This is a genomic window from Silanimonas sp., from assembly GCF_027531545.1.
Taxonomy (GTDB): domain Bacteria; phylum Pseudomonadota; class Gammaproteobacteria; order Xanthomonadales; family Xanthomonadaceae; genus Silanimonas.
The window spans coordinates 50,828-68,562 of sequence record NZ_JAPZSC010000020.1 but is presented as its reverse complement, the minus strand read 5'-3'; the positions used below and the strand labels follow the sequence as shown (position 1 = coordinate 68,562).

Annotated in this window: 15 protein-coding genes; 10 read left to right on the top strand and 5 right to left on the bottom strand. The window is 59.0% G+C overall.

Annotated elements, in window-relative coordinates:
* Window positions 1-119: 119 nt before the first annotated feature.
* From O9280_RS13100 to O9280_RS13070, 7 genes are all read left to right on the top strand, one after another.
* Window positions 120-356: a hypothetical protein gene (locus tag O9280_RS13100; protein WP_298343529.1), complete on the top strand. Its 237-nt coding sequence runs from the start codon at window positions 120-122 to the stop codon at window positions 354-356.
* Between the two features lie 197 nt (window positions 357-553).
* Entirely contained in the window at window positions 554-745 is a 192-nt protein-coding gene (locus O9280_RS13095) for a hypothetical protein (protein ID WP_298343526.1), read from the top strand.
* A gap of 84 nt (window positions 746-829) precedes the next feature.
* Window positions 830-1,315: a helix-turn-helix domain-containing protein gene (locus tag O9280_RS13090; protein ID WP_298343523.1), complete on the top strand. Its 486-nt coding sequence runs from the start codon at window positions 830-832 to the stop codon at window positions 1,313-1,315.
* 132 nt (window positions 1,316-1,447) lie between these two features.
* The gene (locus tag O9280_RS13085; protein ID WP_298343521.1) at window positions 1,448-1,633 is read left to right on the top strand and encodes a hypothetical protein; all 186 of its coding nucleotides are present in this window, start codon (window positions 1,448-1,450) and stop codon (window positions 1,631-1,633) included.
* 10 nt (window positions 1,634-1,643) lie between these two features.
* On the top strand, window positions 1,644-1,802 hold the full coding sequence (locus O9280_RS13080) for a hypothetical protein (protein ID WP_298343518.1): 159 nt from the start codon (window positions 1,644-1,646) through the stop codon (window positions 1,800-1,802).
* A 1-nt stretch (window position 1,803) separates the two neighbouring features.
* Complete coding sequence (locus O9280_RS13075) at window positions 1,804-1,989, top strand: hypothetical protein (protein WP_298343515.1); 186 nt, start codon at window positions 1,804-1,806, stop codon at window positions 1,987-1,989.
* Window positions 1,990-2,051: 62 nt separating this feature from the next.
* A complete protein-coding gene (locus O9280_RS13070; protein WP_298343513.1) occupies window positions 2,052-3,008 on the top strand; it encodes a hypothetical protein in 957 nt (318 codons plus the stop codon).
* 208 nt (window positions 3,009-3,216) lie between these two features.
* Here O9280_RS13070 and O9280_RS13065 read toward each other — a convergent pair whose 3' ends face one another.
* Complete coding sequence (locus O9280_RS13065; protein WP_298343510.1) at window positions 3,217-3,837, bottom strand: tyrosine-type recombinase/integrase; 621 nt, start codon at window positions 3,835-3,837, stop codon at window positions 3,217-3,219.
* A 221-nt stretch (window positions 3,838-4,058) separates the two neighbouring features.
* Window positions 4,059-7,961, bottom strand: a complete 3,903-nt coding sequence (locus O9280_RS13060) for a DUF4365 domain-containing protein (protein WP_298343508.1) — start codon at window positions 7,959-7,961, stop codon at window positions 4,059-4,061.
* Between the two features lie 1,708 nt (window positions 7,962-9,669).
* Between O9280_RS13060 and O9280_RS13055 the strand changes: the two genes are divergently transcribed.
* Window positions 9,670-10,008 carry a hypothetical protein gene (locus tag O9280_RS13055; RefSeq protein WP_298343506.1) on the top strand — a complete coding sequence of 113 codons (339 nt, stop codon included), beginning with the start codon at window positions 9,670-9,672 and terminating at the stop codon, window positions 10,006-10,008.
* A gap of 418 nt (window positions 10,009-10,426) precedes the next feature.
* Here O9280_RS13055 and O9280_RS13050 read toward each other — a convergent pair whose 3' ends face one another.
* Window positions 10,427-10,954, bottom strand: a complete 528-nt coding sequence (locus O9280_RS13050) for a hypothetical protein (protein ID WP_298343503.1) — start codon at window positions 10,952-10,954, stop codon at window positions 10,427-10,429.
* Between the two features lie 452 nt (window positions 10,955-11,406).
* Window positions 11,407-12,273: a hypothetical protein gene (locus tag O9280_RS13045; RefSeq protein WP_298343501.1), complete on the bottom strand. Its 867-nt coding sequence runs from the start codon at window positions 12,271-12,273 to the stop codon at window positions 11,407-11,409.
* A gap of 284 nt (window positions 12,274-12,557) precedes the next feature.
* On the opposite strand from O9280_RS13045, the gene O9280_RS13040 reads away from it, so the two are divergent.
* A complete protein-coding gene (locus tag O9280_RS13040) occupies window positions 12,558-13,355 on the top strand; it encodes a HEPN domain-containing protein (protein WP_298343498.1) in 798 nt (265 codons plus the stop codon).
* A 52-nt stretch (window positions 13,356-13,407) separates the two neighbouring features.
* Here the strand turns inward: O9280_RS13040 and O9280_RS13035 are convergent, their stop codons facing one another.
* Window positions 13,408-15,813 carry a hypothetical protein gene (locus tag O9280_RS13035; RefSeq protein WP_298343496.1) on the bottom strand — a complete coding sequence of 802 codons (2,406 nt, stop codon included), beginning with the start codon at window positions 15,811-15,813 and terminating at the stop codon, window positions 13,408-13,410.
* Between the two features lie 900 nt (window positions 15,814-16,713).
* Between O9280_RS13035 and ltaE the strand changes: the two genes are divergently transcribed.
* Entirely contained in the window at window positions 16,714-17,643 is a 930-nt protein-coding gene (gene ltaE / locus O9280_RS13030; RefSeq protein ID WP_343228762.1) for a low-specificity L-threonine aldolase, read from the top strand.
* The last annotated feature ends 92 nt before the right edge of the window (window positions 17,644-17,735 follow it).

Genomic DNA, 17,735 nt, shown 5'->3' with positions numbered 1-17,735 from the left:
AAATCGGGGCGCTGAGGCGCCCCCTGGGCGCCCCTGAGGGTGCCGTAAAGTTCCCGGGTGGTGCCGCAAACCTCTCAGGGGCCAAGCAATAGAATCAATGGCTTAGTGCCGAGGACCGCATGCTCATCTACGACAGCACCACGGGCGGCTACCTTGAAGGCCCGCCGCCGAAGGGATCGGGGGCTTGGGCCTTCCTGAAATGGCTCTTTGGCCCGCCGAAGCAGTACTACCCGAAGCGGCCGCACCGCACCCCAGAGCAAATCGAAAGACTTCGTCGTCAGGTCGAAAAGATCAACGCAGAGCGCGCATCAGCAACACTTTCGGGGTGCTGCTGCTGCTGCCAAAAGGCGCCCTGAGGGTTCCGCTGACCGATTCCGCTGCAGCGGATGACGCCTGACCGCTGGAAATTCCTACAGAACGCCACCGTGCGCTGCTCGACAATGGGCGCGTCAGGGAAGCCCTCGGAACCTCTGCGCCGGGCCGAAAGCGCGCAGCAAGCTATGCCCTGACGCTTCGATTTCGACCTCTACCGACGACCGGCTAGGCTGTTCTCATGAAGACCGCCCCGCACGCGATCATGGTCATGGATGTGGCCCAGGGCGGGCGCGGTTCGCCAGTGCGCCCGATGCGACCGGAGGAGCATCGGGACATTGCCGAGGAGCTGGTCCTCACGCTCCTCGACGGCGGCGTGGACGTGGGGGCGTGGAAGGAAGAATCGCTCGCCGTGAACGATCCGGCGCGCTAACGGCTGGACCGCGCCCTTAGCCTTTCGTTCCATGTACCCTAATGGGCACTTCTAGGCCCTTTCGTGCGCCTGACAGGGGTCAATGTGATCGCCAAGAAAGCGAAGGAGGCTAAGCCCGGCCGGCTTGCCTCGCGCATCCTCAAGCGCGTCCGCGAGAATGCAGGCCTAGACGGGCCGTCGGCAGTGCCTGACCCGGCGGCGGTGGTCTCGAGCCCCCCGAAGCGACGCGGGCCCGCGAAGAACGCGGACAGCGTGTCACTGGACGCAGCGCGAGCCCTGCGGCGGCTGGGCAATGGCCTTCGGATCGCCCGCAAGGCGAGGCGGCTCACCCAGGCACAAGTCGCCAAGCGGGCCGGGATTGGCCGGAAAGCGGTGATGGCCCTCGAGGCGGGCACGGGGACCCCATCACTGGCCGCGTTCGCCGAGGTTATGGCCGTGATCGATCCCGACCTCCTGCCCGTGCTCTGCGACATGGTGGAGTCGGAACGCACGACGCGGGCTTTGCTCGAGATGCGGCTCCCGGCGACCGTGCGACACGCGAAGCGCTTCACCGAGGCGCCGAGACGCTAGCCCGCGTCGACAGGTTGATGGGTGTGCAGGCCACCGGCCGGCACGACGCCGGCCGCCGTGCATGGAGGCACGCCCGCCGAGGAGCGGCAGGACGTGAGGGTGAAGTCACGTGGGGGCCGGTACGATCCGCGAATGATCATGTACCACCGAGCGACCGGTCGTTACCTCGAGGGCCCCCCTGCCAAGGGCTCGGGCATGTGGGCGTTCTTGAAGTGGCTGGTCGGCCCGCCGAAGCGGGTCTATCCGAAGCGTCCGATCGTGACGAGCGAAGACCGTGCTCGCTACCGGGCCTTGATCGATCGCGAGGGTCGGCTCTAGCCGGATGAACATGACCTGGACCACGTTCTGGCAGGTTGCCCGCGAGGAAGTCGAGCGGTGCCTGCGGCACTACTTCGACCCGGTGACCGTGCCCGCCCGTTGGGTCTGGCGGAAGCTGTCTCCGCTCCCGATCCGACTTTTGGTGAATTTCTCCGAGCGGGACAATTGAGATGCGCCGCACGACGATTTACATCCGCGAGATGGACCTCACCGTGGCCCGCTGGGAGCCGGGGTTCCTGAACTTCGTCCGCTGGCTTTTCACACCGTTCCAGCCACCGCCGGTGCTGCCCGAGATCTCGCTCGATGACGAACCGGAGATCAAGGCGTACTTGGAGCGAAAAACGGCGCGTCCGTGAGGACTGCAGCAAGCGGCCCCGATTGGCTGCTACGAATGCGGCAATGTCTTTGAAATCGCGCCATGCGGCGTAATGCCAGTCGGTTGACCGGCCACTGCCAGCGTGAATGGACAACGTGGCCAGCAATCCTGACCGTGGCCAGTAAGCCAATAGCCCAAGACCAGCGGAACGATGATCGGCTCATGGCGACCCCAAGCGGACCTTCGCTCCTTGAGCCACTTGACTCACGAGATAAGCTGATGGTCAGGAAACCCCAGTCTAAGGACACCAGGCTCTATATCTGGAAGGCTGATGAGGTTCGCTTTTCCGGGCAATACCTTTACAAGATTGGCCTGACCAAGAATGACCGAGGCTGGGAGAGGGTCGCCGAGGTTTCCGAAGGCGCAGGCCTGCGTGCTGTTCTTCTGCTTGAGGCACTAACTGACAGCGCAAGCGCCAGACAACTTGAACGCGCTGCATTGAAGTTCGGCAGACCTGCCGATGTAGGGCGCGTTGGCGGAAGCACGGAGTTTCGATGGCTAACGGACATCGAATACCAAGCGATCGAGTCCATCGTTACCAGTCACAATTCACCGAAAAAGATACTCAGGCCGAACGAGGTCTTTAACGACTACGAAAGAGATGCTAACGACTTGCGGGCGGATGCGTCGCGAAGCTTGGATTCTAGGCCGCACCTCTTTTCGGGCCTCAAGTTCCACCTTGCGTTCTTCTTGCTTTTCGTACTGGCCTTGGGCGAGCCATTTGGTCTTGGCGTCATCCCAGGAGGGCATATGTTCACCGCTCTTGGTGTTGCTGGAGTAGTCGCACTCATATCTTGCGCGGCCATGAACAACTCGGAGCACAAGCGGTTGTCGAATGAGGCCACGTCCCTCATGGATCGAGCCAACACGCTCGTTGAACAGCACAAGCAGAGAGCTGCTGACTTGTGCGCCAACGGGAGGTCAACAAAGAAGTTCTTCTTCAGATCGCGCAGTTCCCTTTTCGCGGTCATGCAGGAAATCGAGCGAGAGCAGAGCTAGAGCGCGAGGTCGTGGAGAATCGCTTCAATGATTTTGGAAGCTCCTTCCCGTCTTGAAGACGCATGACTGTCATGGTGGCGGCGATGTGCCTGGCATAGTCAGGAGCCGATCGACTTGAAGCCGACGGAGGCTGCCCTGCCGATTCTGACGAATGTCCGTTTCTGGCCGAACAGCGCCCGCTTGGCGGGCGCCTTCGGGTAGCGTCGTTCTACACCTCGGTTTGCTCTGCCATTTCCAGCGCGTCATCGACCTCAATTCCAAGGTATCGCACTGTGCTTTCCAGCTTCGTGTGACCGAGCAGGAGCTGGACCGCACGGAGGTTCTTCGTCCTGCGATAAATCAGCGACGCTTTCGTTCGGCGCATCGTGTGGGTGCCGTACGCCGAGTCGTCCAAGCCGATGCTGCATACCCACTTGTGAACGATCCGAGCGTATTGCCGGGTCGAGAGATGAGCGGAGTCATGCAGGCGGCTGGGAAACAGCGCGTCTTCTGGCCCGAGCTTGGCCTGATCGATCCAAGCACGCACTGCCTTTCGGGTTAGCTCGGTGATCTCGAACTGAACCGGTCGCTTGGTCTTTTGCTGCATGACGATCGCCCGACTCGAAATCTGGCTGCCGTGCGAGATCTCGCGGACCTTCAGCTTTACCAGGTCACAGGCGCGGAGTTTCGAGTCGATCGCAAGGTTGAACAGTGCGAGGTCTCGCACCTCGTGGCCGAGCTGAAGGCGCACGCGGATTGCCCAGATGTCACATAGTCGGAGAGGCGCCTTCTGCCCGGTCAGTTTTCCTTTGTTCCACGGGACGCTTTGCTTTTGGTTTGAGACGTTCATGGGGTTCCCCATTGATCAAGGGATACCCAGCTTGCGCCTAAGTCCAGCAAGTCGCGCAACGTGAGCAAAACCGCAGGCCCGTGTTCGACCCATGGCGGTCATTCACTACGAACTTCCTTCTGAGGGCGATACTCGGTGTCTGTCGGACAACTGGCACATATACGAAAGCGACACTTGCGGCGCACCGGGCGGATGAGGGTTAGGGACGCTCGAGCCGGCGCTCACATCTGAAGGGTTTTCGTCTCCCCAAAGTACGCATTTTCAAGCACCGTGCGGCCTTGGGTCCCGGGCGCAGTAAGTGAGAAGAGGAGATCGGTTATCTTCCCCTCAACTGACATGGCTCCTATACCGTGCTTCTTGACGATGCCATCAAAAAGTCTTGCGGCGCGCTTCCCGACTAGCTTGAAGAAGTTGTCGCGGTCCTGGCTCCCGCCGAACGTGACACGCGCACTCTCAAGCACGCGCCAGACGAACTCCATCATTGCATGAGCGTTGAGATCCGCGTAAATCTGGGCGACGGACAAGACGGCAAGCTGCGCCGTTAGATCGTCGGCGTTACCATTGAAGCCAATAGATCGAGCGAGTGTTGCTTCCCTAAAGAAAAGGCGCACGAACCACGCGGCGGCATCTCCGCGTGTTGGATCAGATCGGCCCGCTAAGCCGGCGAGAACAGCCGCAGAGCCTTCAAGGGATTGATGCTGGCTGCCTGAGGCAAAGAACTTGATAGCGGCGCGCGCGGCGGGCGCATCGTCTCCCGCATTTGGGGAGTCGACGGCTCCAAGTGCCGCCGCGACAATATCTGCTGGCTCCAGCGGCGTGCCTTGTGTATTCCATGAGGCGACTCGAAGGCGCACCAGCGTGGCATCCGTTCTGCTGAGTGAGCCTTTTCCCTCAGCGAACTCGAGGAAGTCCCAGAGGGTGCGGCAGCGTCCGGTGATGCTCTCGTCGGCGCTAAGGATTGCGGCCATCGCAAGGTCCACGGCCAAATATTCGTGGCGCCTAGATTCGACCTCGGCCTTTATGGTCGCCAATTCGCCCTGAGGGTATTGGCGCTCCTCCCCAATGAGTGGTCCCGGTTGCACTATTGCAGAGTGATTCCGGCGGATAGCTTCGGTGACTTTGTCTATCAGATCTGAACTTCCTGCATCGAGCGGGCCGAACATAAGCTCCGATAGATGTGCAAGCGACTCCTTCGGAATAGCTACGGCCGTCCAAACCGCTAACAGCTTTTCGAAAAGGCCAAGATCTACCAGAAGAAACAGGGAAACGAGATCCAAGATCGGCGGCAACGACGGTTTAGTTCGAGGAAATGCAGCGTCTCCGACGATGATTCTTGACGACTCACCCGTATGCCAGGAATTCATGGATATACGTAGCAAGTCCGGTACATTGGAAGCGTATGGGGCGTAAGTGCGGGGTCGGAACGCGAACGGAATATGTGATCCGCTCCGCGCACCGAACGCTCGCGCCTTCTGTAGCGTCCTCGCGCGCTCTTCGGAAATGCCCGCCATTCGCTGCAGCTGCGACAAGAGATCTTCCGGGCTCGCATCTTCCGAGATGTGACCAACGCGAATCATTGATGAGCTGGGGAACTTCTCTGTGAAGCGATTAACCCTCTCCTGGAACTCTTGAACTCTATGCTGTGAGACCTCAACACTAGCGTCGGCTGTCGCCATCAAGAAGTGCAGAAGGAAAGTACCTTCCTCTGTTTCGACCTCCTTGTCTGCGGCCTCGCCGAGACGCCACACTGACTCTAGGTATTGCGAGCGGTCTCCTCTCGAATACAGAGTTGCAAGTGTGCGGTGGTAGTGGAATCGATCTGCACGATCAGTTGCCGCCGCGAGGGCGCGCTTCGTTAGGGAAATGAGCGCGTCTACATCTCCGATTCGAAGCAGAAGCTGCGTGCGTGCGCTGACAAGATCCGTGCGAAACGACTGATCAAATCGCCGAAGAACCCGTTCCGCCGCGGACGGCTGGCCAATTTTCTCTAAGGCAATGGCTCTGGCAAGCCCTACATTCTCGTTTTTTGGGTAGAACTCTTGCGCGCGGGCGGTGAAGTCGATTAGGTCTTGGAACCGCTCGCGCCTCAGGAGAGCGGCGGAGAACTTTGCAGACTCCATTTCCGTGAGATTTCTCCTGCACAAGGTGCTAGTGCAGATCTGCAGGATCCGATCGATGTCAACTTCGCGATCTGGCCTTAGATACTGGAGCAAATTGTCCTGTAATGTCTCGTTGCCGCCGCCTCGCATCGCATCCTCCCAGAGGCGGTCTAAGTTTTGTTCGCGAGCTTCGGGATCCTTGAGCGAGTTCGTAATGAACTGAAGTAGCGACTGTGAGGCGATGTCGCCCTTTGCAACAAACGCGCGAAGCTTTGTTTCCTCTGCGGTAGAGCCGAGACGGTAAGCAGATACGGCTGCCGTTGCGACAGCCACATCTACGAGAGTTTCGTGCGGCTTGTCGATTAAATGCGCAAGTGCTAGATCAACAGCCTCTGTGTGCGAACCGAACTCGCTGTACAGAAGAACAAGCCTAGCCAGATCTGCAGGATCGGGGTCTTCGATCCTTTTGAGCGCAGCGATTGCAGTTGACGGTTCATCAATGAAGGTCGCAATACGCGCCAATGCCTCTTGCGCATATCGCAAACTTGGCCTTTTCTGCGCAAAGTCAGACAACAGATTCAACAGCTCTCGATCTGGTCCGAACGTCACGCAAACCGCAGATGCGCAGTCCAGGATCATCTCGGAGTTTGCTGGCCACCCAGACTCTTGGGCTTCACGCAGTGATTCTAGAGTGGAATCGCGAAGAGCTAAGGCGTCCGAGACCTTGAGGTCTGGTCGGCCCCCAATAGGAATGCTGCCTTGTCCGTCGGTGACGATGTTGAGCAGGGCCCGAAGCCGCAATATCTTCAGAAACTTGGTGGTACGCGTGTCCGCATACATGGAAAGACCGCGATCTGCAGAAGACAGTGCCGCCGACCAGTCGTCTTTGATTGCGAAATAGAGAGTCTCCGCCTTGGCTCTGTTCGGCCCCGTTAGGCTTGAGAGCAGCTCCTCCGCTTTACCATAGTTCTCCTCAAGGGCGAAAACTCGGACGAGTTGAAATCGAACTTCTTCTTCTGACTCAAAGCGGCCTGCTCTTGACAGAAGTTCGGGCGGAATTCGCGGCGTGGATCCCAAGTTAGAAGCGACCGCAGCCTCGAGCTCAGCGGCGTAGAACTTCGCGCTCTCTGGCTGAAGCGCTCCCGCGGCAGCAAAACGATCTAGCGCGTGCTCCGGCCTCCCCTCGAGGAAGGCACGCCTACCCTCTTGATATCTGAATTCCGCCAGTACTTCGACGTCTTCCAACTGTTCTCGGTTAAGCTCTTCGATGAACCGGTCGGCTTCAGTTGCGCTGCCGTTATTCAGGGCATCATTCAGCTGCTTAATCTTTGCAACGGCTGTTCCTGATTTTGGAGTCGGCCAGAGGTTGTCTCCCGTCATGGTTTCATGTGTGAGCCAACGATCCAAACTCTTGTGGTCAGTAGCCGTCAAGGCGGACTGTGCGCGAGGGCTCAGCGAAGAGACCGTTCTCAGCGCTCCGATTCCTTCCGGGCTTCTAAGCTGATTTGAGATTCTTGTATGCGTCCAGTAGGCATCAAGATGGGCGGAAACATCCAAGTCTTTTGTCAGTCGGTTAGCCACGGGCACGCGCAAGGTCATGTTGTCTGGATCTGATTCGTCGAACTGTAGGCGGCCTCCTAACCGCTTCCGCAGCTCTTCTTCAATCCAGAGGTAGTACATCTGCGCGCCGGAAGTGCTTGTTTCGTCCTGAAGCGCCACAAAGACCAAGAGAACCGGCTGCCCATCCTGAAGGTAAAGGTTGCATGTCTCCGGGGTCAGTTCGACTTGGATGTAGTGCTCGGTCTCGGGGCCAGCAAACTGCGTGCTTGCGCCGGACTTGATCTGGACCGAAAACCGACCACGAATCTCGCCGAGCGCCTCTAGCCACATGCTCATGTCGAAGCCGAAGTCAGAGTTCTGGGCAGGCTCACTTTCTGTGAGCCAGGAGTCGGGGTGACCCCCAACAAATACGCGCTTTCCGAGTGTCCCAATTTTCTGGGAAACGGAGTAACCCGGCTTTCGCATCTAAAATCCCCGGCTTGTAGTGGGAGGAAAACGTGATTAGTTGATCCAGAGCTAGGGGATAGCGTACTACCCCTGGTGGCAGGTGATGACATAACAATGCCGTGCCGCAATCCGACCTGACGGAGCCGCTCGTTTCAAGCCGGGACGAAGAGCGCTGGCTCAAACCTGCTGGGCACGCCTATATGTCATGAGAAGACTTGCGGTCGCCTCATTGTCCGATTGTGTGCGAGGCGAGCTCGCTGCCCTGGCATCTACCGGCAAGTCGGCACTGGATATGCACACACGATGCGATTTCCTCGCTTTTGGCCGGGTGATGCGGCAAAACCCAATCGAATCCTCGTTTGGCGACGTCGCTCTCCTCGCCATTGACGAGGCCGACGCCAGGCGGCAGGCTCGCCTCGCCTCTCAGCGGGCAGAAAGGTGGTTCAGTTCTTTGAAGCAGAGATTCGAAGTTCCTGCGAGGTTTCAAGATGCCGATGCCAGAGGAAGAATTTACACGTTGTGCCATTCATCTTCTCCATCAATTTGGCTTAGAAGTTGAACGAGTTCCTACACAGGCGAACGCGAGAACGCCCGACTTGCGCAGCGTCGGGGGCTCAGAAACGTATGCCATTGAGCTGAAGCAGCGGGACAGTGATCGTGTGCTTCACGCCATCACAGAATCCGGGCCGCGTGCAATTCACCAGCTCGTTCCGTTCGGCTTGACTAGGGACGCAGCAATCCAGTCCGTAGTTCGCGACGCCGCCCACCAACTGCGACTGGAGCTGGAGACGACGTTTCGAGTCGTGTGGGTTCAATGCGAGGGCTTCGACGATGAATCTGACCAAATGCAGGTTCAGAATTCTCTGCTTGGTTCTGAGTACCTAATTGATCGCGGCTCAGGCGGAAGGTCTTACCTATGTCACTTTTTCGGTGAAAGCGACTTTTGGCGATATCGGGCCGAGTTAGATGCTGCCATCGTCTCGCGGCAAGTCGACCGCGACAATATCAACTACTCCCTCCTCATCAACCCCCATTCATCGCGAAATGGCAGACTGAAAGCCTCTTCGCTTGTCGCGAGCATTGGGCCAAATGCAGTAGTTGACGTTGAGGCAGAAGAGGCCGCCCTGGAGTGCTTGATAGCGGACTGCGACTTACCTAGGAGTGATTGCGATGCCGTTCTCGAGTACGTACGAGCCAAGTACGATCTTGACCTGGCGCGACTTCCAGTTCGTCGATTTGGTGGGGTGATACGTTTGTAGGGCGTTAGACAATCCGCCCAACTGCTCGCTCAAGTGGGTCGACCAATCGCCCCAAGATTGATGCAACCACTTAGATCAATCGTTAGCTTCTACGCCTCTGAAGTGGCTCGTTTAGAAGGACATTAACCTTGGCAAGAAAGCCCATACACGCTGCCGTGCAAGCCGACGTAGCCATCAAGAGTAGAAGAAGGTGCCCACTCTGCGTTTTTCTTGACGGCAATGAATCCGAGCGCCCTGGGCAGATAGCCCATCTGAACGGGAATCACTCAGACAGTCGCCTTGAAAACCTCGCGTGGCTATGCCTTGAGCATCATGACAAGTTCGACTCGAGGACTAGTCAGACCAAGAACTACACGCAAATTGAACTAAGGACATATCGCGACAAGCTCTACCAAAAATATGCCTCGTGCGATTATTCCGACGATGAAGTCGAGCTCGTACGAAAGTACTTGCGCAACTACTCGCGCGTGTTCGCTTACATCTTTGGCGAGCGGTCAGAATTGGCATTCAAGATTGATCACAATGTTTTTGACTCGCTAGCGGAAATGCAAGACTCCTGGAACGTCAGCGACCTCCGTTCTTTCAATCCTTTCATCCGTGAGACGCAGGATCACATCGCAAACAACCTCGCGGGGATACTGGCGATATACGAGATCCACATGTATGACTTGGTCGGGGATTGGATAAAGCTTGATAGCCGTAGAATTTCGCATGAAGCGCTGGAGAGGAAGAGCGTGGCAGCGAAGGGCTTCGTTGACGCAATTAGCGGCTACTACGAGCAACTTGAGGCCATTGCGGTCAAGTGAAGCCCGGCTCTTCAAAGTAGAGGATGGCATGCCGGCTGCGGAATCTCTTTGCAGCATGTGCCGCGTGTCGAACGTCCACTTCTGGCCGAACTCGGCCCGACGGCTGGTTGGCTCAAGCCGACCCACACCGGTCATTCGACTGAGCGATCGGCCTTCAAACAGACCTGCTATTCAGAACCGTGGGGACATCGGGATCCGCGCCCACGTCTTGATCAGGGCAAGGACTTAAAGCTAGACGCAAGGGGCGAGTAGTCGCTTCTGGTCGAGTTAAGTCGTCTTGTCGTCAGGCCGAATGGTCTTGGCGGCCGTTCAACGGAGATGTCGAGTCGTCACTTGGCTCCATCTAAAGGCACTGCTCATCGGAACAGTACCACCGCACGGTGGAGCATGTGCCTGGATTCGATACTCGCTGAGCGAGTCACTGCCCCCGTCGGCTCATCCGGTTTGCGTCAAGGCCCTCTTGGTACTCCGCCGTGCGCCAGAAGATCGACATGGTCGGAGAAGGAGAGGTCGGATTAGCGTCGATCGAGATCGAGTCAGTGCCAACAGAGAAGGTAAATCGATACTCGTCGGCCGAGGACCGCTCTCCCCTCGGGCGACCGTACTTGCCTGAAAGGTCAGCAAGAACGGCGTCGAACGACGTCTTGTCCACGATGAGGAGGGCGCCGACTAGGCTGCCCCGATTATCGAAGAGGACAATCGTTTCGCGCAAACCAACGAGATCAAGCTTCGAAGAATCCACGCCGTAAATCTCGCCAGGCGGAACTTCGCCTCGACCAATGCGCCGGGGATTGGCTCCTCGTGAACGAAGCAATTCGATTACTTCGGCTTTGGGGCCTCCGAGTGCGATGCCGAAGATCTCGGCTCGAACTTCGCTAGCAACCGAAGCGCCGCTGGAGAGGATTGCTGAGAGTGTCAGTGCTATGGCCGCAATCAAGGACTTCATTAGATTTCCATTCCAACCAAGGTCGACTCAAGAAAGGAAAACATCCAACCTCCTAGGCCACAGGTTGGGGAAGCTATTTTCCAATGATGACTTCGAGAAGGAGTTGGGAATTCTCAGCAGTTCACACTTCATCCCTTGGGACACAGGCGTTTACAAACGCCATTCCCCATCTGATTCATGGGATGGCTATCGGGAACCACCAGGCTCGACGGCTTGTCGTCACCGTGCCAACGCGACGCCTCGCCGGTTTTGAGCAGCGCGGAAGGCAAAAGTCTGCTGCTGGCCAATGTGAGCCTCGCTAACCACCGGGCACTACCGACCCAGAGAAGACCATCGCACCTCGGCTACTCAGGACCGCGATGACGGAGTGTGTAGGACCACGGTCGCATCCAAGTATTTGCGAACTTGTGGTGAAGACAGCGAAGGCGTGATGAGAAGAAAGCTGACCGCAGCTACCAATACTGGATGTCGCGCTTTACTTCCACGCACTCCGGCCTGCATACCGTCATTCGTGTCCAGTTGGCCTTGCCATCGAAATCGAGATAGCTCCGATTCACTGCTATGCCTAGGTTGCGGCTCGCCTGCTCCGGATTTAAGCTCAGCATCCAATTGAAGACCGGTCGACTTCTTTCGTCCAACACCTCCCTGCTCGACAATACGCGAGAGCCGCCGCGCATCTCATAAGTGTCAATTTGCAGGTGGCCCGAATCCAGAGTGGCGAAATCGCACTCGCTCCGAGTCCGCGGCGATCTCGAGCCATTGAGCGTTGGCATCCCCTCAGACACCTCCCATGCATGCCGGCCGTTCAAATAGGCGCGCTGGTAGAACTCTCTCTGTCCTTCGGGGCTTTGCACGACCAGCGTATCTCCCTGCTTGCTCCAAAGCTTGCGATGTCGCTCCCCACTCGGGGGGAACCTTATGGCAACGAGCGTTCCGTCCGGCGTCCTCTCGTAAATCTCTCGGTGCTCGCCCTGCCGTGACTCGGACGGAAAGCGACTATCCCCAACGTACCGATAGGTGCGTGACGTCAAATCATAGGATTTGCGGCTTGAAACCAGCCGCCCAGCTCTGTCGAAATCGTAAGTTGTAGGATTTTCCGACCATCCGGTTTTACAGGTACGCTCGTCGACTTCACACTGGTAATACTCCTTGATGGACCTCACTCCAGTAGATCGCAAATGGGCAATGTCATTGATCTCGGCCGATGGATCGCGATTTTCGAAGTCCAAAGTATGGCCGCACTCAAGGTCGAGATAAGCATTGGCTTTGCCGCCGGAGGCTGCAAGAAGAATCGCAAGAATGACCTGTGCAAAACGCATAAATTCCTCAGTTCGGTCGACAGACATGCGGGACCCAGAGCCGATCGGCCGGCAAGTCCAGAATGGAGAGCGTCGCTAAGTCTATGCAGCGTAACTTCCAGCCTCCGATGAAACTGGAACCGGTTTTGCGAAAGCGTACGAACGTCTGCTTCTGGCCAAGCTCTGCCTGGTGACTGGGCAACTCAGATCGACCCGAAGCGGACATCCCCCGCGCTATGCAATCATCAATGTTCATGACCAGAAGATTGCCCTAGAGCAGTCTCCGCTCAACTTGGGTATCTGCTATGTCCATCGCGCCCTACCAAAATGAGGAGGACAAGCTCGATCGGTATCTCAACAGTTTCGCCACTCAGTCATTCCGCGACCAAGCTGACCGAGACTACATCGCCGCAAGGCTAGCGTGCCGTTACGAGTTGTTTCCCCAGTTCCTTTGGTCGTCTCAACAAGCGCTAGAGAAGTACCTGAAAGCCATCTTGCTCTACAACCGGATTAAAGCGACTAAGGTCGGTCATGACATCAAAGAAGCCATGCGACTGACAGGAGGGCTTCCGTTCAAGATCTGCCTATCAAAGCGCAGCGAGAAGTTTATTGACCTCATCGCCACTTGTGGTGAGTTCCGCTATTTAGATGTGCCATTCCACGTGTATGGGCACGTGTTGATCGACCTTGACCTCACTGTATGGGAGCTGCGTCGGTACTGCCAGGTGCTATATGTATTCGGCAAAGTCCTGCCAAACGATGAGCAATTGCTGCTAGAGGAGGCACACGAGCGCCTGAAGGTCAGCAATAAAGAGCCGCGATACAAGTTCCGCCTTCACAATGGACTTCTCGAGAGCGTTATTGCCAAACGCTCCCATCCGAGCCGAGCAGCCTTGTTGTGGCAGAACCCGTGCTTTAGTGGGCGCAAGCGTTCAACGGTCACAGTGAAGAGTCACCTCAACGCGCAGAATCCGCACCTGACCCACTATCCCCAGATGTTGGAAGAGCTGCTGAAGTACATATTCATGCCAAAGAAGCTCGCTGACGCATATCGCGCCCATCTCGCAGCTACGTTGGCCCAAGAAGCAAAAACGAAGGATTAGCGAGGCTAGCGTTACTCGGCCATCGTGGGCCGCGTCGCCTTCCTTATCATGATCATGTCGGCGAGACTGTTCGTCGCAAGATCGCCAGCGGCATTCGAAGAGGCGCATGGTCGCGCCCAAAGGCAACATTGAGGCGCTGAGCGGTCGCCGAGGCGAAGCTTGCCGAGGGCATCGAGAAGGTCAACTGCATGGGCGCAACCAAGTCAGGGTGAGTAGTTTCGGCGCCGAGGTCCAGCGGTGCCGCTTGGAACACGGCGCCGGTGGCCTGCAGTCTTGTCGGCACCGGGACTTGCTCCTCGGTAGGCAGCTGCGTCGCCAGCAGGATCTTGCGAAGGAAGAGCGCTGACGGCAGACCTGAAGCGGCCAGGGCGTCATCCGGGTGCAGGTAGCCGCGGTAGGGCACTGTCATGAAACAGGTCCTTTCTCCTTCCCCGTCTAGGTCGCGGGATGCGCGCGTGTGCAGGTGCAGGTGCTCCCATAGCGCGCCATTGTCGGTTACCGGTATCGCGCCCGTGACCTGCGCCAGATACAGGGCCAGCTCCAGGTTTACTCCGCGGAGGATGTCGAAATGCCCGTTGTCTTTTCCTGACTGCAGCGGTTGCAAAAGGGCCAGAGGATCGTCTTCCGCTTCCTGACGCAGGTAGTCAACCATCTCGGCCAGCATCTCGTCCGAAAGCTCGGGCCCAGCATCTTTCAAGTGCTCGGCCAGGGCCTTTGGCGGCAACTGCCGAAGCGAGCGGCGAAAGTCGTCTTCGCCTAGCCACCGGAATTCGGCCAGATGCTCTTCACTCATCTCCCACCCGGCGGTTCGTCGCTCGGCCATTGAGTGCATGGACTGGCGAAATGCGGCATTAAAATCGCCCGGATCCGGGACCAGCACGACCTTGTTGGCCTCGATCAAGGCTCCTAGTTCGAACAAAAAGGCGATGCTCTTGAGCAACTGCTGCTTGTGGGCCGCCGGGTGCTGCAGCGGATTGGCGTCCGGGGCGATGTAGCGGGGGTTGAGAAACGGATTGAGTACCAGCACTTGGTCGAACAGCGGTACCAAGCTGATGATGCTTTCACCCATGGTGCGCGGGTCTGACAAGCCCATGTAGATGGCCCGTGACTTGCCGTCGCCCGGCCGAGGCAGCAGTTCGGTCAGGTCGGTGTCTTCTGGCCACAGCAACTGGTAGAAGCGATGCAGGCGCACGACCTGGTCATCGGACAGATTGCGGCGCACATCAATCCACTCAGTGTGTTCGTCCAACTCCAGGATGCCGTTGGTGGCGCGCTGCAGCGCCAAGGTGCGCTCGCGCAGGCTCATCACGTCCCAAGGCGGGCGCTGCGCCGGGTCCACGTTCGCGCAGCAATGGCCGAAGCTGTCGCCGTTTCCGCAAGGGCAAGCATCCTCTGGCGCCGGCAGCTGGGCCGGCGGCTCCTTGGCTACGAATTCGTGGTCCTTGGAGCCACGGCCAAATGGATCGCGGTATCCGGTGCGACCGTCCTCGAAGCCGAAATACATCTCGCCGCCGAATTGGAACAGCTTGTTTTGCGGTGGATGTAAGACCTGCGTAGTGCGTGTGAGATCGAAGGGCGCCATACGCTCCGGATACAACCATTCGAGCTCGCCCGCGGCCAGGTAGTTATGCGCCCCTTGCTTGAGGAGGTGGTTGATCGCGACGACTTCGTCGCTACCCAGCCGTCGCTCGCGGATCAGCGCATCGGTGCGTATGATCGTGTGACCGAAGTGGCGAGCATTGATGCGTTTTCGCAAGGGGCATACCCCTTGCGGTTCCTTCGCGTATGGTACGTGCGTCAAGATCAGGCAGTGATTGGCATCCAACGCAAAAACGGTCTGAGTGCCGTTGAGCAGGATGCTCGCGTCATTGGGGTACTTGAGCGCACCGGGGATCGCGGCCAGGGCGGCGTTGAAGGTCATCACCGGGTGGTCGCTGACGATGAATTTCACCTGCGCATCCTCGGCACTTACGATCTCGCGCACGCCTTCCACCCAGACTGTGCCGAACATCTGCCGCAGCTGCTGCATTTCCACCAGCAGCTCGACTTGGTCCAGCATCGGGTAGCGGCTGCGAATCCAGTCCAGGCCCTTTGGCGTGCGCAGCTTCTGCGCACCCAGGTAATCGAACAGCTGCTGGCACCGATGGTGCATCTGAACCGCGTCACCTTGCACGTAGGCGCGCACGGCGTTGGCCCCGCTATCGTCGATGCCCTGGAACAGAATCGTTTCGACTTGGTCGTTGAGCTGCTCGCCAAACCGCGTGACGTACAGATCCCTCTCCCAGAAAGCGCTCGCCGGCGCCCGCGCGCGGGGCACCCGCACGATCGGCGTGCCGTCGGGGCGAAGCGGCGCGGGGGAGAGATCCAGCAGCCAGTTCGGCGTACCGGCCACGGAGAAGCCAGCCTGATACCACTCGGGCACGTAGTGGTTTTTGCGCGAAGTGGGCGGCTTGGTCATAAAGCCAGAGTATCGCGCAGGCGCGTCGCCATGGCCTGGCGATGCGGCCCTGCTTCTGCGTCACACACTCAGCTGCTCGACCTTTGTCGACGGGGCTAGCGCGCTCCGATATGTCCGCGCCTGGCCGCACTTCGCCTGACGACTGGGTGGCTCAAGCCGACCCATTGCGGTCGTTCGTCTGAGAAGAACGACTCCATATAGCAGCACTACTCAATACTGGGGGGACGTCGTTGGCTCTCCGTTTATGTCCGGCGGCGCGTGGCTAAGGAAGCCTCCTGGTCTGGCACGCGAGGGTCCGGGACAGTCCTAGAAGAAGCATTCCTATGGCCAGCGGCACTCTTGGTAACCTGCTGCGACGCCCCCCCCGTTTTCGAGTAGCACGGCTTCTCAGCGTTCGAGTACCTCAGCCGAATGACTGCTATTGGCCTATTCCGTTGAAAAACTCGGCGCCTCGCGACGCTTAGTCTCCCTGTTCTCACGACGACCAGTTTCTGGCCTCCTGGCAGTCATCCAGAGACCCAGAACCGCATCGTCGCGTGTGCCGCAGCGCCTGAATTAGCAGCCTTTCTTTGCCGACCGAGTTTTTCAACGGAATAGGCCGGAGTCGGTCAGTCGGCCGCCAGAACTGGTCAACTTGAGTGGCGAGAATGGCCAGATTCTCTGGCGAGCGTGGGCAAGCCGGCGGCCTTTCGCAGATATGCAAATGATCACCTCCAGATTGTCCGGAGGGTGTCTCGGCATCCACCTGTTGGGATGCATCAGGACGAACGGTTGGAATGCTGTTCGAGGTATGGACATCGAGACCGTCCAAAGCCAACCAAAGTGCCCCTTCACTATGGACATGCAGGCTGCTCCGGGAAAGGGCGCTACTAAGGGCTTTCTAGGGATGTCCATGGACACATCACCTGCCGGTGGGGGGCCGACCCCACGGTGAACGCGCTGCAGGACCGGTTGGCGCGCGATCTCGGCTTCGAGGCGGGGCTGTTCGTCGCCAGCGGCACGCAGAGCAACCTGATCGCGCTGATGGCCCACTGCCAGCGCGGTGACGAGTACCTCGTCGGCGCCGACGCGCACACGTACAAGTACGAAGGCGGCGGCGCGGCGGTGCTGGGTTCGATCCAGCCGCAGCCGATCCCGCAGGCGCCCGACGGCACGCTGCCGCTCGAGGCGGTCGGCGCCGCGATCAAGCCCGACGATCCGCACTTCGCGCGCAGCCGCGTGCTCTGCCTCGAGAACACCTGGCACGGCAAGCCGCTGCCGCTCGCCTACGCGCCCGATGCGCGCGCGCTCTGCGACGAGCGCGGCCTCGCCCTGCATCTCGATGGCGCGCGGCTGTTCAATGCCGCCGTCGCCCAAGGCCTGCCGGTGCGCACGCTCGTCGCGCCCTTTCACAGCGTGTCGGTTTGCCTCTCGAAAGGCCTCGGCGCGCCGGTCGGTTCGGTGCTGCTGGGCAGTGCCGAGCTCATTGCCCGCGGCAAGCGCCTGAGGAAGCTGCTGGGTGGCGGTTGGCGCCAGGCCGGCATGCTCGCCGCGGCGGCACTGCACGCACTCGACCACCACGTCGAGCGCTTGGCGGACGACCATCGGCGTGCGCGCGTTCTCGCCGCAGGGCTCGCGGCGATTCCCGGCCTCGCGGTCGAGGCGCCGCAAACCAACCTGGTGTTCGTCACCGTGCCGGAGGCCGCGCTGCCGCGCCTGCGCGCGACGCTCCATGATTACGGCCTCGTCGCCAGCGTCGGCGGCCCGCGCGTGCGACTCGCCACGCACCTCGACATCGACGATGCGGCGATTTCGCGTGGCGTGGCGGCGTTCGCGGCGGCGTTGCGCTGATCCCCCAGGCGCCCGCGCCGGAGCCGCTGGCGTGGCCATGCCCTGCGTGCGTGGCCATTGCCCTCTGTAGGACACTACGACGGTGATTGCCA